We start from the raw sequence: 17,279 nt of genomic DNA, 5'->3' as shown, positions 1-17,279 counted from the left end.
AAGATTTGGGCGAACCAAAAATGAATAAAACCTATGTAATAAATAAAGATGAAAGTATTTCTAAACAAAATGTAATGAATGCTGTTATGAAGAGGGGAGTAGATATTTTAGGTGCTATTATTGGATTTATAATTTTCTCACCATTTTTCATTTTGATTCCTATATTGTATGGATTTGGTGATGGGAGAGGGCCAGTATTTTTTAAACAAAAGAGAATTGGAAGAAACGGAAAAGTATTTTATATATATAAATTCAGATCTATGGTTATCAATGCAGATAAAAAACTTAAAGAAGACAAAAAATTATATACAAAGTACATAGAAAATAATTATAAACTAGAACCGCATGAGGACCCTAGAATAACTGGAATAGGGAAATTTTTACGTAAAACTAGTTTAGATGAGTTGCCACAATTTATTAATGTAATAAAAGGTGAGATGAGTTTAGTAGGGCCTCGACCTGTAGTAGAAGAAGAACTATTAGAGTACGGAGAGAAAAAAGAAAAGTTTTTATCAGCTAAACCTGGGGTGACAGGCTATTGGCAGGTTAGTGGTCGGAGCGATATAGGATATCCAGAGAGAGTTGATATAGAATTATATTATGTGGATAATCAATCTATATTGCTAGATTTAAAAATCCTTGTTTTAACAGCAATACAAGTTGTAATGAGGAAAGGTGCTTATTAATGAATATAACATGTGTAATTCAGATTTAATTGTAAGAGACATTTAGTTAAGGAGACATATTTTATGAAAATATCTCTAGTGATGGCAACTATTGGTAGGTTGGAGGATATCAGGCTTTTTTTAGAATCTCTAAAAAAACAAACATACAATAATTTTGAATTGATAGTGGTCGATCAGAATGAACATGATAGAGTAGAAAATCTAATTGAAGGATATAAAAAACTATTTACCATTAAATATATTAAATCTAGTCCTGGCTTATCTAAAGCAAGAAATATAGGATTGGAAAAGGTTGAAGGGGATATTGTTGCATTCCCAGATGATGATTGTAAGTATAGAGAGAATACACTACAAGAAGTGATGGACTTTCTAAAGGAAAACCCTCAATACCATTTTGTGACGGGTATGTGTAATGATGATAATGGAAATATTTCTGTTAGTAAATTTAATGAAAAGCCTTGCGAGATTAATAAAAATAATGCATGGGTATGTGGAGTATCAGTTACACTATTTTGTAAAAAAGAGATATTAGAAAGAGTAAGTGGATTTGATGAAGAATTAGGGGCTGGATCAGGGACTATATTTGGATCAGGAGAGGAAACTGACTTTATATTAAGGTGCTTAGGAGCGGGGTTTAAAGGGTATTATGTACCTAAAATTATAGTTTTACATGAAAATCCATTAATTGAATATAATGAAAAAACCTGTAAACGTGCTTATTATTATGGAGCAGGTTATTTAAGAGTTTTGAATAAGCATAATTATCATCCTTTGAAAAAATTTGAAGCAATTATAAAAGCAGGAATAGGTATTTTTATATCTATATACAGTATAGGGAAAATGAAATATTATTATGCTTCGTTTAAAGGGCGAATAAAAGGGTATTTAGCAAGATAAGAACATTTATCATAAGGATGAGAATATATGGATCGAAAGGCTTTTAATAAAATCTTACTTAATTTAATTTTGGTCTTTATTAATATTTTAATGATAGTTTGGTATGTATCTGTAGATATTAATGAAAGTAACTTATTACAAATGAGCCTAGTATGGTTATTTGTCTTAGGTTTTCAAATTTTGATTTCTCCTAAAAGTAGTATAGGGTTAATTGGTATAATAACTATGTTTATTTCATTGTATTCAGTATCGGCTTTTATAGCAGCTTCCTTAGGTTTTATGTACTTTGAAATTCCTCAGTACATTATATTTGAAGTAACTAGTAAAAGTTTGGTTGTTATTATTGTATGCCATTTAACTTTATTATTATTAAAAATGATGTTGAAATTTCCAGATGTTAGTTTTATTGAAAGAGAATTTATTAACATCATTTTTAATTTACCATATGGTAAATTAAAAATGATGTTGGCTCTTTTAGGTATAATGGGATTATATTTTTGGTATAGGATAATATTTGTAATAGGTATAAAAGCTTTATTAGAGAACCCTCGAGTTTATGCTACGATTTTGTTTGAACAAGTAGGATTTTATCATCAAATTGTTATGATTCCTTTAAGTATAATATTAATAACGTATGTTATTAATAAACAAATTGAATATGGAAAGAAGTTCATTATTTTAAATATTGTGTTGTTTGCTTGGCTACCACTATTATTGGTAGGAGCCCGAAAGGAAATATATATATGTATAATAGCTGTTTTTCTATTTAGTGGTATTTCTAGGATGAAGAAAATGGTATTAGGTGTCTTTGCTGTATTGTTATTATTGCTACTACCTTTATTGAGAGAAGGATGGGTTGGATTTGATAATTTAATAATGTCCTTTCATGAATTTATATTACCTCAGTATTCACATTTTATCTTTGAAGTATTAGGTAGTGAAGCCAAAAGAAATATAGTAGAAACCTCAGGATACCAAGCTGGATTTTGGTCCTTATTACCGGGAATGCTTAGACCAAAGGAATATATTCCTTTAGGGCTAAGTACATTTAATTTAGGGCTTACCAATGTTGGTATTGCAGCACATCCAATTGGGGAAGCTGTATTAAACTTTAATGAGAATGGTTATGTATTTTTTGGATTGATTTATGTTGTAATAAATACCATTGTGTTTATGATTTCTAAAAGGTCCCCTCTTGCGGCAGTTATTTTCTTTTCATATTTAAGTTTATTAGGAAGAACTGATTTATGGGTAACTATATTTTTCGGTATATATACTTATGTATTTATCAGAATGTTTTTGATGAAAGTTCAAAAAACAAATAAAATGTAAAATAGGATGCTAAAAATGAAAAAAAAAATATATATAAATGGTAGATTTTTAACGCAAAATGTAACTGGCGTGCAAAGAGTCGCAGAACAGATAGTAAAAGAGTTAGATATTACTTTAAATAAAAGCAATATTTTTAGTCAATATAAAATAATTATTTTGGTTCCAAATTGTGAATGTAGAGATGTAGTTTTTAAAAATATAGAAATTAGATCTATAGGGATACTAAAAGGACACTTATGGGAACAAATTGAACTGCCTTTATTTGTGAAGAAAGAATTATTAATTAATCTATGCAATACAGGACCTATGATTAAGAAAAATCAATTAGTTATGATTCATGATGCTGCTATTTGCAGTGCACCAGAAGGATTTTCAAAAAAGTTTGTACTTTGGTATAAACTTCTATATAAACAATTTTCAAGGAATTCTAGAAGAATTGTCACAGTTTCTAATTTTTCAAAGGAAGAGCTTTTAAGGTATTATCCAAAAATGGATAATAAATTAGGGGTTATTTACAATGGTGTAGATCATGTAGTCGATATTAATCCAGATGAAAAAATTCTTAGTAAAAATGATTTGGAAGCAGATGACTATATATTGGCGGTTAGTAGTATGAATCCAAATAAAAACTTTAGGGTAATAGGAGAAGCACTGGCTAAATCAAAGAGATTTAGTGGAAAAGTAGTTATTGCAGGTGGAAATCAAACAGGTATCTTTGCTGATGGGGCTAGTTCAGTTGGGCATAATATAAAATGGGTAGGATATGTGACAGATGAGGAATTAGTTGCTCTATATAAAAATGCGAGAATTTTTATATTCCCTTCATTATACGAAGGGTTTGGATTGCCCCCATTAGAAGCTATGCGTATGGGGTGTGTAGTTATTGCATCTAACGCAGCATCTATACCTGAGATATGTAAGGAGCATGCAATTTATTTTGATCCTAATAGTCCAGAAGACCTTCTTAATAAGATTGAATCAGTATATGAAAATAAGATATTACGTGTGAATCAAGCTAGCAAAGCCCTTGAATTTTCTAAAGAATATCGTTGGAGCTTAGCTGCTAGAATTTTAATAAATTATATTAAAGAATTAGCATAGGAGAATTTTGGAGTATGAAAATAGCTATCGTTCATGACTGGTTAGTAACATACGCTGGTGCGGAAAAAGTATTAGAACAAATGCTTGAAGTTTTTCCAGAAGCAGATATATTTAGTCTAGTAGATTTTTTAGATGAAAAAGATCGTGGATTTATCAAGAATAAAAAGGTTAGTACAACATTTGTTCAGAAATTACCTTTTGCTAAGAAAAAGTACAGAAATTATCTTCCTTTAATGCCTTTAGCAATTGAACAGTTAGATTTATCAAAGTATGATGTTATTCTTTCTAGTTCTCATGCTGTAGCAAAAGGGGTCTTAACAGGACCAGATCAATTGCATATATCGTATGTACATTCACCTATTCGTTATGCATGGGATTTACAGCATCAATATTTAAAAGAGGCAAAATTGGAAAAAGGCCTTAAGGGACTGTTAACAAAATCTATTTTACATAAAATAAGAAATTGGGATTACCGAACTGCAAATGGCGTAGACTATTTTATTGGTAACTCTAAGTTTATTGGGCGTAGAATATGGAAAGTGTATAGAAGAGAATCGGATGTTATTTATCCACCTGTTGATATTTCTGCGTTTACACTGCATGAGAAAAAAGAAGATTTTTATATAACTGCATCACGTATGGTACCATATAAGAAAATTGATTTAATTGTTGAAGCTTTTTCACATATGCCAGATAAAAAATTGATTGTAATCGGAGATGGACCAGATTTTGAGAAGGTGAAAGCAAAAGCTAAAAGCAATGTTCAACTTCTAGGTTATCAATCATTTGAAGTGTTAAAAAGTCATATGCAGCGTGCAAAAGCATTTGTCTTTGCTGCAGAAGAGGATTTTGGTATTACGCCAGTTGAGGCACAGGCTTGTGGTACACCTGTTATTACATATGGTAAGGGTGGAGCTACAGAAACTGTTTTAGATTTAAATCATGAGAAACCCACTGGTCTATTCTTTAAAGAGCAGACTGTTGAAAGTATTATTGAGAAGATTAATGAATTTGAAAAAAGCTATGATAAGTTTACTCCATCTAACTGTAGGGAGAATGCTATAAGATTTTCTCCAGAGAGATTTAGAGAAGAGATTAGAAGTATTGTAGAGGAAAAATATAAAGAAAAATTTCTAGGGTGAGGAGATAGTATCTTCACCTTTTTATTTTTGGTAAGGGAGTGGAAATATGAAATTAATATTATTATCTGGTGGTTCAGGAAAACGTCTCTGGCCATTATCAAATGATTCGCGTTCTAAGCAATTTTTAAAAGTACTTAAAAATGAAAATGATGAAATGCAATCAATGGTTCAAAGAGTATGGGGACAATTGAAAAGCTTAGGGATTGAAAATGATGCAGTTATTGCTACAAGTAAATCTCAAGTAGATATGATTAATAGTCAGCTAGGAAATGGTGTACCTATTATTATTGAGCCAGAACGACGTGATACATTCCCGGCAATCGCTCTTGCTGCTTCGTATTTATATTCTAAAGAGCACGTTGATCTGGAAGAGGTTATAGGTGTATTACCAGTAGATCCATATGTAGAAAATAGTTTCTTTGAAAGGCTATTGGATTTGGAAAAGACACTAAACTCTTCAAATGCAGATCTAGGTTTAATGGGGATTACTCCTACATATCCATCTGAAAAATACGGTTATATTGTTCCGAATGTAGAGAAAAGCACACAGGAACTTATTCAAGTAAGTCATTTTAAAGAAAAGCCAGCTACTGCTGAGGCGGAAGAGTTACTAAAACAAAATGCACTTTGGAACAGTGGTGTATTTGCATTTAAATTAGATAAAATTATCTCCCTATTAGATCAAAAAGGACTTCCAGTTCAATATGATGTGTTAGTTCAACAATATGAAACTTTACCAAAGATAAGTTTTGACTATGAAGTAGTAGAGAAAACAGAAAATATTGTTGCGCTTCCTTATAACGGTCCATGGAAAGATCTTGGAACTTGGAATACTCTTACAGAAGAAATGGGGACGAATATCCTCGGTAAGGGAAATATGGGAGTTGAGTGTGAGCAAAATCATATTATTAATGAGTTAGATATACCAGTTTCGGTATTAGGTCTCTCTAATATAATTGTAGCGGTTAGTCCAGATGGTATTTTAGTTTCAGAAAAAGATGCAAGCCCTCGAGTGAAAGAATTAGTGGGGGATTGGGATCAAAGACCAATGTATGAAGAACGTCGCTGGGGCTGGTATCGTGTACTAGATCACACTAAATATGATGATGGAAATGAAGTATTAACGAAACGTATAGGCATTACAGCTAGTAAAAATCTAAGCTATCAATATCATAATAATCGAAGTGAAGTTTGGACAATTGTAAAAGGTGAAGGTATTTTCGTATTAGATGATGAAATACGAGTTGTTCGTTCTGGGGATGTATTAGAAATTCAACCTGGACAGAAGCATGCAATCAAAGCTGTTACAGACTTAGAGTTTATTGAAGTGCAATCAGGTAGCGAATTAGTTGAGGAAGATATTGTTCGAATTTATATGCATTGGAACGAAATAGAGGAAGTTTGTTATTTAAAGAAGTAAAAATTAGTAGTAAAAGCAGCTAGAGGTGGAATTATTTTGTATAGAGAACCATTATTTTTTCAACCAGTATTACAGGAACGAATTTGGGGAGGGGAAGCTCTAAAAGGATTTAATTATGATTTACCTTCACAAACAACTGGGGAATGCTGGGGAATTTCTGCTCATTTCAATGGACCAAGTATTGTAAAGAGCGGTAAATATAGAGGTTTAACATTAAAGCAACTATGGGATAAACATAGGGGATTATTCGGAAACTATAAAGCTGAGCAATTCCCTTTATTAACTAAAATTTTAGATGCAAAAAAAGATTTATCTGTACAAGTACATCCTAATGATGAATTTGCAAATATCCATGAAAATGGTGAGTTAGGGAAAACAGAATGTTGGTATATTATTGACTGTAAAAAAAATGCTGAAATGGTGTACGGGCATACTGCTCAAACTAAAGAAGAATTTAAGAGCAGAATTGAAAATAACGAGTGGAATCGATTACTACGTCGAATACCAATTAAACCCGGAGATTTTTTCTATGTACCAAGCGGAACCATCCATGCGCTATGTGAAGGAACATTAGTATTAGAGACACAGCAAAGTTCAGATACAACATATCGTGTGTATGATTATGATCGTATGGATAGTGATGGAAACAAGCGAGATCTACATGTTGAAAAATCAATTGCTGTATCGATGATTCCTCATGATGATTATCAAGTTTATCCTGAAATTGAAAAAGAGAATGGTGCTATTGTTACTAGATATGTACAAGAAAAGTATTTTTCTGTTTATAAATGGGAGATTCAAGAGGAAGCATCTTTTCAACAGAATCAACCATTTCAATTAGCAAGTGTAATTGAAGGCGAAGCTATGTTGAGAACTGTAAGTGGTGAATTTAGTATAAAAAAAGGAGATCATTTTATCCTTCCAGCCGGAATTGAAAGTTTTGTTGTAAAAGGAAATGTGACTTTAATGGTCTCTCATCCGTAGGGTAGGTCACATTAATTTTGTGATTTCACTTTATCATTTAGTATTATTGCTATAATATAATGAAGAAGTCTTAGTATTTTATTTGTAATTATAAGCAAAGAGGGTATAGAAATGAAAAAGAAAATTTTATTTTGGATTCTCGGTATAATAGGAGTACTCATTATTGGTGGCGGAGCGTATGCTTATCATGTATATTCTAATGTATCTAACACATTAGATGCAGTTCATAAGCCGTTAGATCGTGATAAATCGGATAAACGTTCAGAAAAAGTCGATGTATCTGATAAAAAGCCTATTTCAATTTTAATGATGGGTGTGGATCAACGTGGTGAGGATCAAGGGCGTTCGGATTCTTTAATGTTATTTACACTAAATCCATCCAAAAAATCGATGAAGATTACAAGTATTCCACGTGATTCTTATACAGAGATTGTAGGAAAAGGTAAGAAAGATAAGATTAATCACGCTTATGCTTTCGGTGGAATCAATATGTCAGTAAAAACAGTGGAAAATTTCTTAAACGTTCCTGTTGATCATTATATTGAAGTGAATATGGAAGGATTTAAAGATATTGTTGATGCTGTTGGTGGAGTAGATATTAATAATGATATGGACTTTACAATTGACGGTGTTCATTATGCAAAAGGTGATTTGCATTTAAATGGCGAGAAAGCATTGTTATATTCTAGAATGAGATACCAAGATACTCGTGGTGACTTTGGTCGTCAAATGCGCCAACGTCAAGTTATTCAAGCAGTAATCAAAAAAGGGGCAAGTGTATCTTCCCTAGCAAGTTACGGTGATGTATTAAAAGCGATTGAGAAAAACGTTAAAACAAGTTTAACGCAAGAGCAAATGTTTGATATTCAAAAGAACTATAAAGATTGCATGCAGAACAGTGAAGAAATCCAAATCCCAGGGGACGGCCACAAAGCCGCTGATGGTATTTGGTACTACTATGTTCCAGATGCAGCGAAACAAGATATTACGAATAAGTTAAGAGCTCATCTTGAAGTGGCTAAGTAATTATGGAATAACCCAACTCCTTTGGTAGGAGTTGGGTTTATTTTTACGTGAATTTATATTAGTATTATATGTTGTGAGAATAATAGATGAGGTGAATCGATGAATAAGAAAGCAGTACTTGTCCTAGTTATTTTTGTATTGTTTGTCGCTTCGGTTGTGAGCGGTAAATTATATTGGAATAAGAAGATTGCGAATGCAACAGGGCAGACGAGTGAAGTAACGAAAACAAAAGCTGACGTAAAAGATAGTGGAGCGAAGAAATCAGAGAAGAAACAAGATGCAAAGTCATCTTTTAATGAAGCATATGCGAAGAATTTACCAGATGAAGTGAAAGAGAAGTTACAGAAAGCCGCTGAGGATAAAAAGGCAGTAAACCTTGTTATTGTTGGTGATGAAGCTTCTTCATCTGCAAAAGATGCTTGGGCAGCTAAGTTAACGGCTAACTTAGAAACTGCTTACGGTAAAGGTTTATGGAATGTGACGGTAAAGGAATATAAGGGCGAAAGCACAGATGAGTTAATCGCAAATAAGCGTGATAAAGAGATTGCGAAAGAAAAGCCAGATGTGATTTTATTCGAACCGCCATTTATTACCGACAATGGTAAAACTGGTAATGGAAACTCAGTTGCAAGTACGCAGAAATTTGTGCAAGCACTTTCTACTAGTGCAAAGGGTGCTACAATTATGATTCAACCATCAAACCCAGTGTATGGTGCGAAGAATTATCCGAAGGCAATTGAGGCGTTAAAGCAATTTGCGACGCAAAATGGCTATACATATGTAGATCATTGGGGAGCGTGGCCTGATGCGACAACAAAGGCTATTCTACCGTACCTACAAGAAGAATTTGGTTTCCCAAGTGCTAAAGGATATGAGGTTTGGGCGAATTATATAATAGATTATTTTATTGCGAAATAATCTGTTATCAATTAAATAGATAAAGTGAGGAAGAGTTTAAAATGGGATTTAAAAGAAAAATTAAAACATATATTAAAAGTAATAAATTAATGTATGCAATATTAAAAAAACCCTTAAAATATCGTTTTAATAGAAAAATGCAATGGAAAAGGGATGCCATTAAAAATTATGGAATAGAATGTTTATTATTAATGAAAGAAAGCTTTAAAGAGCATAAACAAGAATTTTGGTTAGATTATGGTACATTATTAGGCGCAGTTAGAGAAAAAGACTTTATAGAGCATGATTTAGACATGGATCTTGGCACATTTAATGTGAGTGAAGAGAAAAAAAGAGCTCTAGAAAAAACACTAAATGGAAAGGGGATTAAGACCTTAAGAGAATTTAGAATTAATGGTAATATAGTTGAACAAACTTTTACGTATAAAGAGGCGCATATTGATATATTTTATTATTATCGATTAGAGGAAACACAAAAAATCTGGTGTTATTTTTTTGAAGAAACAGATAATATGATTAAAAAAGAAAACGGAAATAATAAGATAGTCACGGGCTGGAAGGCAAAGACAGCAACTTCAACATTTTTAGGAGTTAATGAGATAGAGTTTAAAGGTGAAAAATTTCCAAGTCCTATAAACATTGAACAATATCTTGTTGAGAACTATGGTCCTAATTTTATGATAAAAGATGATGAGTGGGATTACGCTAATTCAGGTAATAATATCCAAGCTATAGAGGTTAATGGTATAAAGGCGATTTATAAATAATATGATTTAAAATTATTAAATTTGAAAGGATAATTACCGTAGTGGTGGTGAAATTATCCTTTTTATTTTTATTAAAAGGAGTAAATAGAAAATTTATGATTAAAAAGTTAAGGGAATTTTTAGGGGTAAAAAAAATTTATAAGTACAATGTTAAGGAAATAAATACAATTATTGATGAGCAAAGTAATTATATTTCTCAAATTATTGATACGCAGAATATTATTTTGAATAAGTTAGATAGATTAGATAAATGCTTATTAGACAATGATTCAGAGCAAGTAATGGAATCACTAGAAAAGAGATCTAATATAATTAATGAGATAATGGGAAAAGTATATGTTAATTTAGATGACATTGAAATAAAATCGGATATAGATTATTCGAAGGTTTTACAAAAGGTAATAGATGCTGTAGATATAGAGAAACCAATTGTATTCCCAAGAGGGCAATATATATTTAAATCAACAGTTAAAGTCAGGGCTGGACAAAAAATAAATTTTCAGAACTCTACAATATTCTTTAGAGGTAAAGGAGTGTTATTCGATTGTTCTTTTAAGGAGCATTCACAAGCAATAATTGAAAATGTAGATATTGAAATGGAATTAGGAAATGAGGACCAGATAGCATTTAAAGTAGATAAATTTGTAACTGGACCTCTCAGGAATATTAATATTTATGGTGGAGGATATGGTATATATTCAACAAATTCACATAGTTATGAAGTTGAAAAATTATCTCATCGGAACCCAAAAAAATCTGGCATCTATCATCAAGGTGACTTAGGGGCTGAATTACATTTTCGAGATGTACAAATTACATTTGTTGAATTTTTTGGAGGAAATGGAATTGAGATTGAACGAAAAACAACAGAAGATATTGGAGGATACTATCTCCATAATGTCTTAATTATTGCAAATAAACTAAGGAATGGATATGCGCAGCATGGAATTTATATTCATGGCCTATGTGGTCAGATTGCGACGACAGTTTTTAATTTAATTGGTGGCGGAGTAGATGGGTTTGATATACAGGATATGGAGAAAAAGCGCTTTGCTATAAGGTTGGAAAATGTAGCAAATAATCGATTTTCCTCTGCATGGATTAATAGTGTTTTATTAAAAAATACAGATAATAATTTTTATATTAATTCAAATGTACCATATGGTTTTTTATTTGACGAGTTAGTTTCGAATTTTGTGGCCTCAAATATTCGCTGTGGAGAAAATGTAGCTTTTAATTTTACAAATAATGCGGATGTAAGGAAATTTCAATATAATAATATTTCGACGTGTGAGGGACGTTTAGCTAATGAACACTCCTTTTTAACTAAAAGTGCAGATAAATCAATGAGGACTATTTTTGTGGATAGTAGAGAAATAGAAGGAGCATTATGTATTGTCGATTCATCTGATATAGCTAATAAAATGTATCTTCGAATGAGTGCATCGGGTGAAATGGAGTTGATTGATCAGGAATTCACTAAAACTCTATTAACCATCAGTCAAAACGGTATCATAAGGATTCATAGAGGGGCTTTAGAAATTAATGGATCTCAGGTTTTAGGAGCACGAAAAAAAGAATGGGAAATTCCAGGTGGTAATAGAAACAATGGTCAATGGGACACTGAAACGGTTTCATTACAAGAGCTGGCTAGTACTATGAAGAAATTAATAGAGGATTTACATGGGCATGGTTTGATTGGAAAATAAAAAAATCATCTAGTGACTTGAAGAGGTCACGGATGATTTTTTTATTTGGTTAATAAATGAAGGTCTAGTTATTAAAGCGAGTTTTGATTTTGTTTATAAATAGCATTAGAATCTCATCTTTTGTCAAGATTAGAATAAGTGTATAGAGTAGACTATTAGTTATGATTAAAGTGATAAATAATGGGATTGGATCTGCGATAAATAATCGAATAAAATAGGAAGTTGGGATAAATAATAGGGAATAAAATCCATATTTTATTTTTGATAACTCAAATAAACGGAAATTTATCTTTAATCCTTTTCTTATATAAATATATTCTAGTGTAAACAGTAAAAAATTAGATAAGGTTGTAGTTAAAATAGCTGAAGATGGTGACAAAATGTTTAATTTTACCAACGTGATATTTAGAAATAAATTTAACCCTCCACATATAAAAATAAGTTTAACCAGCATTTTTTCTCCTTTTTTTACATAGATAACTTGATTGGCTAAAATAGATTCAAAGCCAAGGGAAATCATATAAAGGGAAAATATTGATAAGACAGTACTAGTATTAATAAATTCAGCTCCGCCATAAATATACACACCAACATCTGATACAATGTATAGTCCAATCGAGGCTGGGAATAAGAAGCATAAATAAATTTTTGAAATAGTATTCAATAAGTTGATGTAAGAAGCATTATCTTCATTTCCAGATAAATGAGATAAACGAGGAATAGTTACTTGAATGATGCTTAACATTAACATATGGATAATACTCATAATTTGTTGTGCCATAGCATAATAAGATACAGATTTAGTATCAACATACTGTCCTAACATATAGCGATCAAGTTGTGTATATAAAATGTTTGCGTTTGAAAATATAACAACCAAAAATAATGGCTTTAAGTGTTTTGAAATACCAATATCTTGAAAATTAAATGAAACACGGCGTTTTACATAAATAAAACTAATGATGTTATTAAGGAAGGTTGAAAGTACCAATAACCAAGCATAGCTGTGATAGTCTTCGGAACCTTTTATTAAAACAAAAAGGAATATTACGTAAAAAATTCGAACAATTATAGTTTTGATTGTAATAAAATCATAATTTTCATAAGCTTCATTTACCCATTCCACATAGAAAATAGATCCGATGAAATTAATTCCATAAATAAGTAATATAGGGAATATAATGCTTTCTCGATAGCCTATATAGGAGAATATAAGGTACACGATTAGAGAAAGTATGCTAGTAATGAATGTAACTGTGAATAAACTTGTAAAAAGTTTGCTTACTTTTTCTTTATCATGTTTAATAAGGCTCATTTCTCGCATACCGTATTGGTATACTCCAAAAACTGCAAAAATAAAAAAGTAATTGAAAATAGATTCTGAGAACTGTACGTTTCCAATAGAAGAGGCCCCAAGTGTACGATAGACATAAGGGCCTACCAGTATTGGAAGAATCAAGTTGAATAGATTAAGTAATACTTTGTAAATAATATTTTTGAATAGTGATTTTTGCATTTTTATAGCAAACCCTTCTAGATGTTTTCAATAAGAAACAGCATAAAAATATTTGATTTTTAAATAGGATATTATACATATATTTAAAACCATAAGTTAACTACAACTAGATAATTGTAATATATAACATATTCTTGGACAATAAGAAATTAAATTTTATAAAACATTTACATTATAAATTATTAATGATAACATCGATGATACATTCAAAAAATGAATATATCATCGATGTTATGGGGGCCCTCGTTGTGCAACATATATTAAGTGTATTAGAAATTATTAATCAAGAACCAAACCTAAATCAGAAAAAAATCGCGGAATATTGTGGGATTTCGATAGGGAAGGTCAATTATATTATTAGCGATCTAGTAAAGAAAAAATATGTTTCCAGTGAGAAGAAAGGGAAGCATATAAGTTATTATTTAGAGGAGAATGGGTTTTCCTTTTTGCAAAGGGAATTAGCTATTCTTCAGAAAAAGAAAATTAAAATAAATCAAGTTGGTTATAAAAAGGTTAAGCAGGCAGTAATTTTAGCAGCTGGGAGTCGGAAAGAGCTAGAGATGCCGTCGGGTTTATTGTCTATAGGAGATAAAATACTTTTAAATAGAAATGTTGATATATTAAAAAATAATGGTATTGAAAAGATAGTTATTATTTCTGGGTACAAAAAGGAGAAATTTGTTTCATGGAATAAACATCAAAACTTGTATTTTGTGGAGAATCAGGAATACAAATGGACAGGATCAATGGCTTCACTTGCTTGTGCTCAAGAAATAATCGATGATGATTTTTTATTAATTGAAGATGATATTCTAATAGAAGAAAATGCAATTGCGCAAGTATTAAAGCATCCTGAAAGAGATTGTGTATTAATCACAAATGAGAGTGGTTCTGGGGATGAGGCCTTTGTTGAAATTCAAGAAGGACATTTATATAAAATTTCTAAAGATTTTCACCAATTAAATCGTATTGATGGAGAAATGATTGGGATTTCAAAGGTTTCATATGATGTTTTTGAGCAAATGTTAGAAATATTTGCATGTAATCAAAATCCATATGTAAATTACGAATATTTACTTTTAGATATTGCAAGAACGTATGACATTGGGTACGTGAAGTTACAAAATGTTGTATGGGCGGAGATTGATACAAAACAACAATATGAAATTGTTAAAAATACAATCTATCCTCGTTTATTGCGAAAGGAAGCCGAATTTAAAGAGAAGCAAATAAAGCAATGTATTGTAGAAGGATTAGGGATTCAGGAAGATAAAATTACAGACATTCAACCATTTGGTGGCATGACTAATACTAATTTTAAAGTATGTGTGGATGATTCGGAATATGTATTGCGTATTCCTGGAAGTGGTACTGAGAATATGATTAGCCGATATGATGAAATGGTAAATTCAAAGTTTGCAAGTGAGCTAGGAATTGATGCAGAACTAATTTATTTTAATGAAAAAACAGGTGTGAAATTGGCGGAATTTATCCCTAATGCAGAAACATTAAATCCAAAAACTGCAAAACGTAATGATAATATGATGCTAACAGCTGCAGTCTTAAAGGAGTTACATAATTCGAATGCATTAATGAGCAATAGTTTTAATGTATTTGAAAAAATTGAACAGTATGAAGGACTATTAGATAAAGTAAGGGGTGATAATTTTAATGATTATGAACAAGTTAAAAGAAAAGTTATGAAATTAAGAGATGTTTATGAGGATATGAAAATTAAGGTAACACCGTGTCATAACGATACTGTTCCTGAAAACTTTGTAAAAAGTGGAGAAAATAAAATTTATTTAATTGATTGGGAATATGGTGGGCTAAATGATCCAATGTGGGATATTGCTGCTCATTGCCTAGAAAGTGGTTTTTCGGTTGAAGAAGAGGAGCTGTTCTTAAAGTACTATTTTAATGGAAAAATAGAGGTTTTACATAAAAAAAGAATATTAATGAATAAGATTTTTCAAGATTTTTTATGGAGTATTTGGACAAAAATCAAGGAAGCTACAGGAAGTGATTTTGGTACGTATGGGATGGATCGTTATCGTCGAGCCAAAGAAAATATACAATTATTTATAGAGTATTATGGAGGATATTGTTATGAACCTAAAGCAAAGTAAGGGTATCCTATATGGTGTTTTTTCAGGCTTTGCTTGGGCTGTAGATACGGTATTAATTGGAATCATTTTGTCTTCAACAATTATGTTAGAGACGAAACAGGTTATATTTCTTGCGCCTCTAGTTAGCACTTTTTTACATGATTTTATGTCTACAATATGGATGATAGTTTATATGGCAATTAAAGGTAGCCTAGCGACTGCACTTTCAAAATTGAAAACAAGAAGTGGACGATTTGTTGTTTTGGGTGCATTGTTAGGTGGACCGTTAGGTATGACTTTTTATGTGTTAGCTGTAAAGTATATCGGTGCATCGTATACAGCTGCCATTTCGGCAATATACCCTGCGGTAGGAGCTTTTTTTGCATTTATATTTCTCAAAGAACGTTTACGTTCCTGGAATTGGTTAGGACTTATAATTAGTATGGCTGGTATTACTATATTAGGTTTTACAGGAGTGAGTAATTCCACAGAAAGCTATATTTTAGGCTTTTTATTTTCTTTAATTTGTGTTTTAGGCTGGGGATTGGAGTGTGTAATTTGTGCATACGGTATGAAGGATAATGAAGTTTCTCCAGAAGAAGCTTTACAAATTCGTCAGCTTGTTTCATCTATTACGTATGGATTGGTAATTTTACCTTCTTTAGGTGGACATTTTTTAACAAGAGAAGTTGTGGTTAGTAGTGATTTTATTTTAATCATTTTTATTGCATTAGTGGGAACTGCGTCATATGTTTTTTACTATAAAGCAATTCGTGAATTGGGGCCTACTAAAGCGATGGCATTAAATATTACATATTCAGCTTGGTCAATTTTAATTTCCATATTTATACTAGGCACTTCCCTTTCAGTTGGATTAATAATTAGTTGTTTACTGATTGTTATGGGAGCTGTTTTAACAGTTTCGGATTCACAAGAGTTTAGAAAGAAAAAATATAGAGGTGAAGCAGCGTGAGAGCGATTTTATTAGCAGCGGGCATGGGAACACGATTACGTCCATTGACTTTAACAAAACCTAAATCTTTGGTGGAAGTAAATGGTAAACCTATGTTAGAACGTCAAATTGAATTTTTACAGGAAAAAGGTATGGAAGAGATTATTATTGTTACTGGATATCTATCAGAAAAATTTAATTATCTTACTGATAAATATGAAAATATTAAAATTGTATATAATGACAAATATAATATATACAATAATATTTATACTATGTACTTAGTGAGAGAATATTTATCAAATGCATATGTAGTTGATGCAGATGTATATTTGCATCGTAATATATTTATTGAACAACCTAAGTCATCTCTATATTTTAGTGCGAAAAAAGAAGATTTTTGTAACGAGTGGATTATTAAATATGATGTAAATAATAGAGTATATGATATTGAAGTTGGTAATGGTCACAATGATTATATTTTATGCGGTATTTCATATTGGTCTGAAAATGATGCAACTTATATAGTGAGAGAAATTGAAAAGGTAGTTACTCAAGAAGATTTTAGTGAATTATATTGGGATAATATCGTGAAAGATAATATTAAAAATCTAGATGTTCGCTTATATGAAATCAATAAAAATGATAGTTTTGAAATTGATTCACTTGAAGATCTACAAATGGTTGAAAGAAAGCTTGCTATAATAGGGAATTAAGTGTC

General features: G+C 31.1%; 15 protein-coding genes. 14 read left to right on the top strand and 1 reads right to left on the bottom strand.

The window, feature by feature from the left end; all coding sequences use genetic code 11:
- The first annotated feature begins 20 nt into the window (after positions 1 to 20).
- The 11 genes from NLJ82_RS26005 to NLJ82_RS25955 all read left to right on the top strand — a co-directional run bounded on the left by NLJ82_RS26005 (position 21) and on the right by NLJ82_RS25955 (position 11,982).
- Positions 21 to 686 (top strand): sugar transferase, encoded by a 666-nt coding sequence (locus NLJ82_RS26005; protein WP_012644719.1) that lies wholly within the window; start codon positions 21 to 23, stop codon positions 684 to 686.
- Positions 687 to 749: 63 nt separating this feature from the next.
- A complete protein-coding gene (locus tag NLJ82_RS26000; protein WP_000703598.1) occupies positions 750 to 1,583 on the top strand; it encodes a glycosyltransferase family 2 protein in 834 nt (277 codons plus the stop codon).
- Between the two features lie 27 nt (positions 1,584 to 1,610).
- Positions 1,611 to 2,915, top strand: coding sequence for a hypothetical protein (locus NLJ82_RS25995; protein WP_000375150.1), 1,305 nt, complete (start codon positions 1,611 to 1,613; stop codon positions 2,913 to 2,915).
- A gap of 15 nt (positions 2,916 to 2,930) precedes the next feature.
- A complete protein-coding gene (locus NLJ82_RS25990) occupies positions 2,931 to 4,016 on the top strand; it encodes a glycosyltransferase family 4 protein (RefSeq protein WP_000727309.1) in 1,086 nt (361 codons plus the stop codon).
- Between the two features lie 14 nt (positions 4,017 to 4,030).
- Complete coding sequence (locus NLJ82_RS25985) at positions 4,031 to 5,158, top strand: glycosyltransferase family 4 protein (RefSeq protein WP_000684574.1); 1,128 nt, start codon at positions 4,031 to 4,033, stop codon at positions 5,156 to 5,158.
- 46 nt (positions 5,159 to 5,204) lie between these two features.
- Positions 5,205 to 6,578 carry a sugar phosphate nucleotidyltransferase gene (locus tag NLJ82_RS25980; RefSeq protein WP_000767076.1) on the top strand — a complete coding sequence of 458 codons (1,374 nt, stop codon included), beginning with the start codon at positions 5,205 to 5,207 and terminating at the stop codon, positions 6,576 to 6,578.
- 36 nt (positions 6,579 to 6,614) lie between these two features.
- Positions 6,615 to 7,562 (top strand): mannose-6-phosphate isomerase, class I, encoded by a 948-nt coding sequence (gene manA / locus NLJ82_RS25975; protein ID WP_000285522.1) that lies wholly within the window; start codon positions 6,615 to 6,617, stop codon positions 7,560 to 7,562.
- Positions 7,563 to 7,673: 111 nt separating this feature from the next.
- On the top strand, positions 7,674 to 8,588 hold the full coding sequence (tagU, locus tag NLJ82_RS25970; RefSeq protein WP_000727045.1) for a polyisoprenyl-teichoic acid--peptidoglycan teichoic acid transferase TagU: 915 nt from the start codon (positions 7,674 to 7,676) through the stop codon (positions 8,586 to 8,588).
- A 99-nt stretch (positions 8,589 to 8,687) separates the two neighbouring features.
- Positions 8,688 to 9,506: an SGNH/GDSL hydrolase family protein gene (locus NLJ82_RS25965; RefSeq protein ID WP_001034185.1), complete on the top strand. Its 819-nt coding sequence runs from the start codon at positions 8,688 to 8,690 to the stop codon at positions 9,504 to 9,506.
- A 41-nt stretch (positions 9,507 to 9,547) separates the two neighbouring features.
- Positions 9,548 to 10,273, top strand: a complete 726-nt coding sequence (locus NLJ82_RS25960) for a LicD family protein (protein ID WP_000505985.1) — start codon at positions 9,548 to 9,550, stop codon at positions 10,271 to 10,273.
- 41 nt (positions 10,274 to 10,314) lie between these two features.
- Complete coding sequence (locus NLJ82_RS25955; RefSeq protein WP_000260570.1) at positions 10,315 to 11,982, top strand: hypothetical protein; 1,668 nt, start codon at positions 10,315 to 10,317, stop codon at positions 11,980 to 11,982.
- Positions 11,983 to 12,046: 64 nt separating this feature from the next.
- Here NLJ82_RS25955 and NLJ82_RS25950 read toward each other — a convergent pair whose 3' ends face one another.
- Entirely contained in the window at positions 12,047 to 13,498 is a 1,452-nt protein-coding gene (locus tag NLJ82_RS25950) for an oligosaccharide flippase family protein (protein WP_001172488.1), read from the bottom strand.
- 248 nt (positions 13,499 to 13,746) lie between these two features.
- Here NLJ82_RS25950 and NLJ82_RS25945 point away from each other — a divergent pair, with 248 nt between their 5' ends.
- Genes NLJ82_RS25945 through NLJ82_RS25935 form a run of 3 tightly spaced genes read left to right on the top strand, consistent with a single transcriptional unit; the run spans position 13,747 to position 17,274 of the window.
- The gene (locus NLJ82_RS25945) at positions 13,747 to 15,627 is read left to right on the top strand and encodes a phosphotransferase (RefSeq protein ID WP_001163831.1); all 1,881 of its coding nucleotides are present in this window, start codon (positions 13,747 to 13,749) and stop codon (positions 15,625 to 15,627) included.
- The gene (locus NLJ82_RS25940; protein ID WP_001050066.1) at positions 15,608 to 16,579 is read left to right on the top strand and encodes a DMT family transporter; all 972 of its coding nucleotides are present in this window, start codon (positions 15,608 to 15,610) and stop codon (positions 16,577 to 16,579) included. Before NLJ82_RS25945 ends, NLJ82_RS25940 begins: the two co-directional genes overlap by 20 nt.
- A complete protein-coding gene (locus NLJ82_RS25935; RefSeq protein ID WP_001201611.1) occupies positions 16,576 to 17,274 on the top strand; it encodes a sugar phosphate nucleotidyltransferase in 699 nt (232 codons plus the stop codon). The genes NLJ82_RS25940 and NLJ82_RS25935 overlap by 4 nt, the downstream gene beginning before the upstream one ends.
- Positions 17,275 to 17,279: the final 5 nt, after the last annotated feature.

It is taken from the genome of Bacillus paranthracis (assembly GCF_024296885.1).
In the GTDB taxonomy this organism is placed as follows: Bacteria; Bacillota; Bacilli; order Bacillales; family Bacillaceae_G; genus Bacillus_A; species Bacillus_A paranthracis.
This window is presented reverse-complemented; position numbering and strand designations above follow the sequence as displayed.

Coding starts and splice junctions, on each gene's coding strand:
- NLJ82_RS26000 (WP_000703598.1), top strand. CDS start 750: ATGAAAATATCTCTAGTGATGGCAACTATTGGTAGGTTGGAGGATATC.
- NLJ82_RS25980 (WP_000767076.1), top strand. CDS start 5,205: ATGAAATTAATATTATTATCTGGTGGTTCAGGAAAACGTCTCTGGCCA.
- NLJ82_RS26005 (WP_012644719.1), top strand. CDS start 21: ATGAATAAAACCTATGTAATAAATAAAGATGAAAGTATTTCTAAACAA.
- NLJ82_RS25995 (WP_000375150.1), top strand. CDS start 1,611: ATGGATCGAAAGGCTTTTAATAAAATCTTACTTAATTTAATTTTGGTC.
- NLJ82_RS25950 (WP_001172488.1), bottom strand. CDS start 13,498: ATGCAAAAATCACTATTCAAAAATATTATTTACAAAGTATTACTTAAT.
- NLJ82_RS25960 (WP_000505985.1), top strand. CDS start 9,548: ATGGGATTTAAAAGAAAAATTAAAACATATATTAAAAGTAATAAATTA.
- NLJ82_RS25985 (WP_000684574.1), top strand. CDS start 4,031: ATGAAAATAGCTATCGTTCATGACTGGTTAGTAACATACGCTGGTGCG.
- NLJ82_RS25940 (WP_001050066.1), top strand. CDS start 15,608: ATGAACCTAAAGCAAAGTAAGGGTATCCTATATGGTGTTTTTTCAGGC.
- NLJ82_RS25990 (WP_000727309.1), top strand. CDS start 2,931: ATGAAAAAAAAAATATATATAAATGGTAGATTTTTAACGCAAAATGTA.
- NLJ82_RS25965 (WP_001034185.1), top strand. CDS start 8,688: ATGAATAAGAAAGCAGTACTTGTCCTAGTTATTTTTGTATTGTTTGTC.
- tagU (WP_000727045.1), top strand. CDS start 7,674: ATGAAAAAGAAAATTTTATTTTGGATTCTCGGTATAATAGGAGTACTC.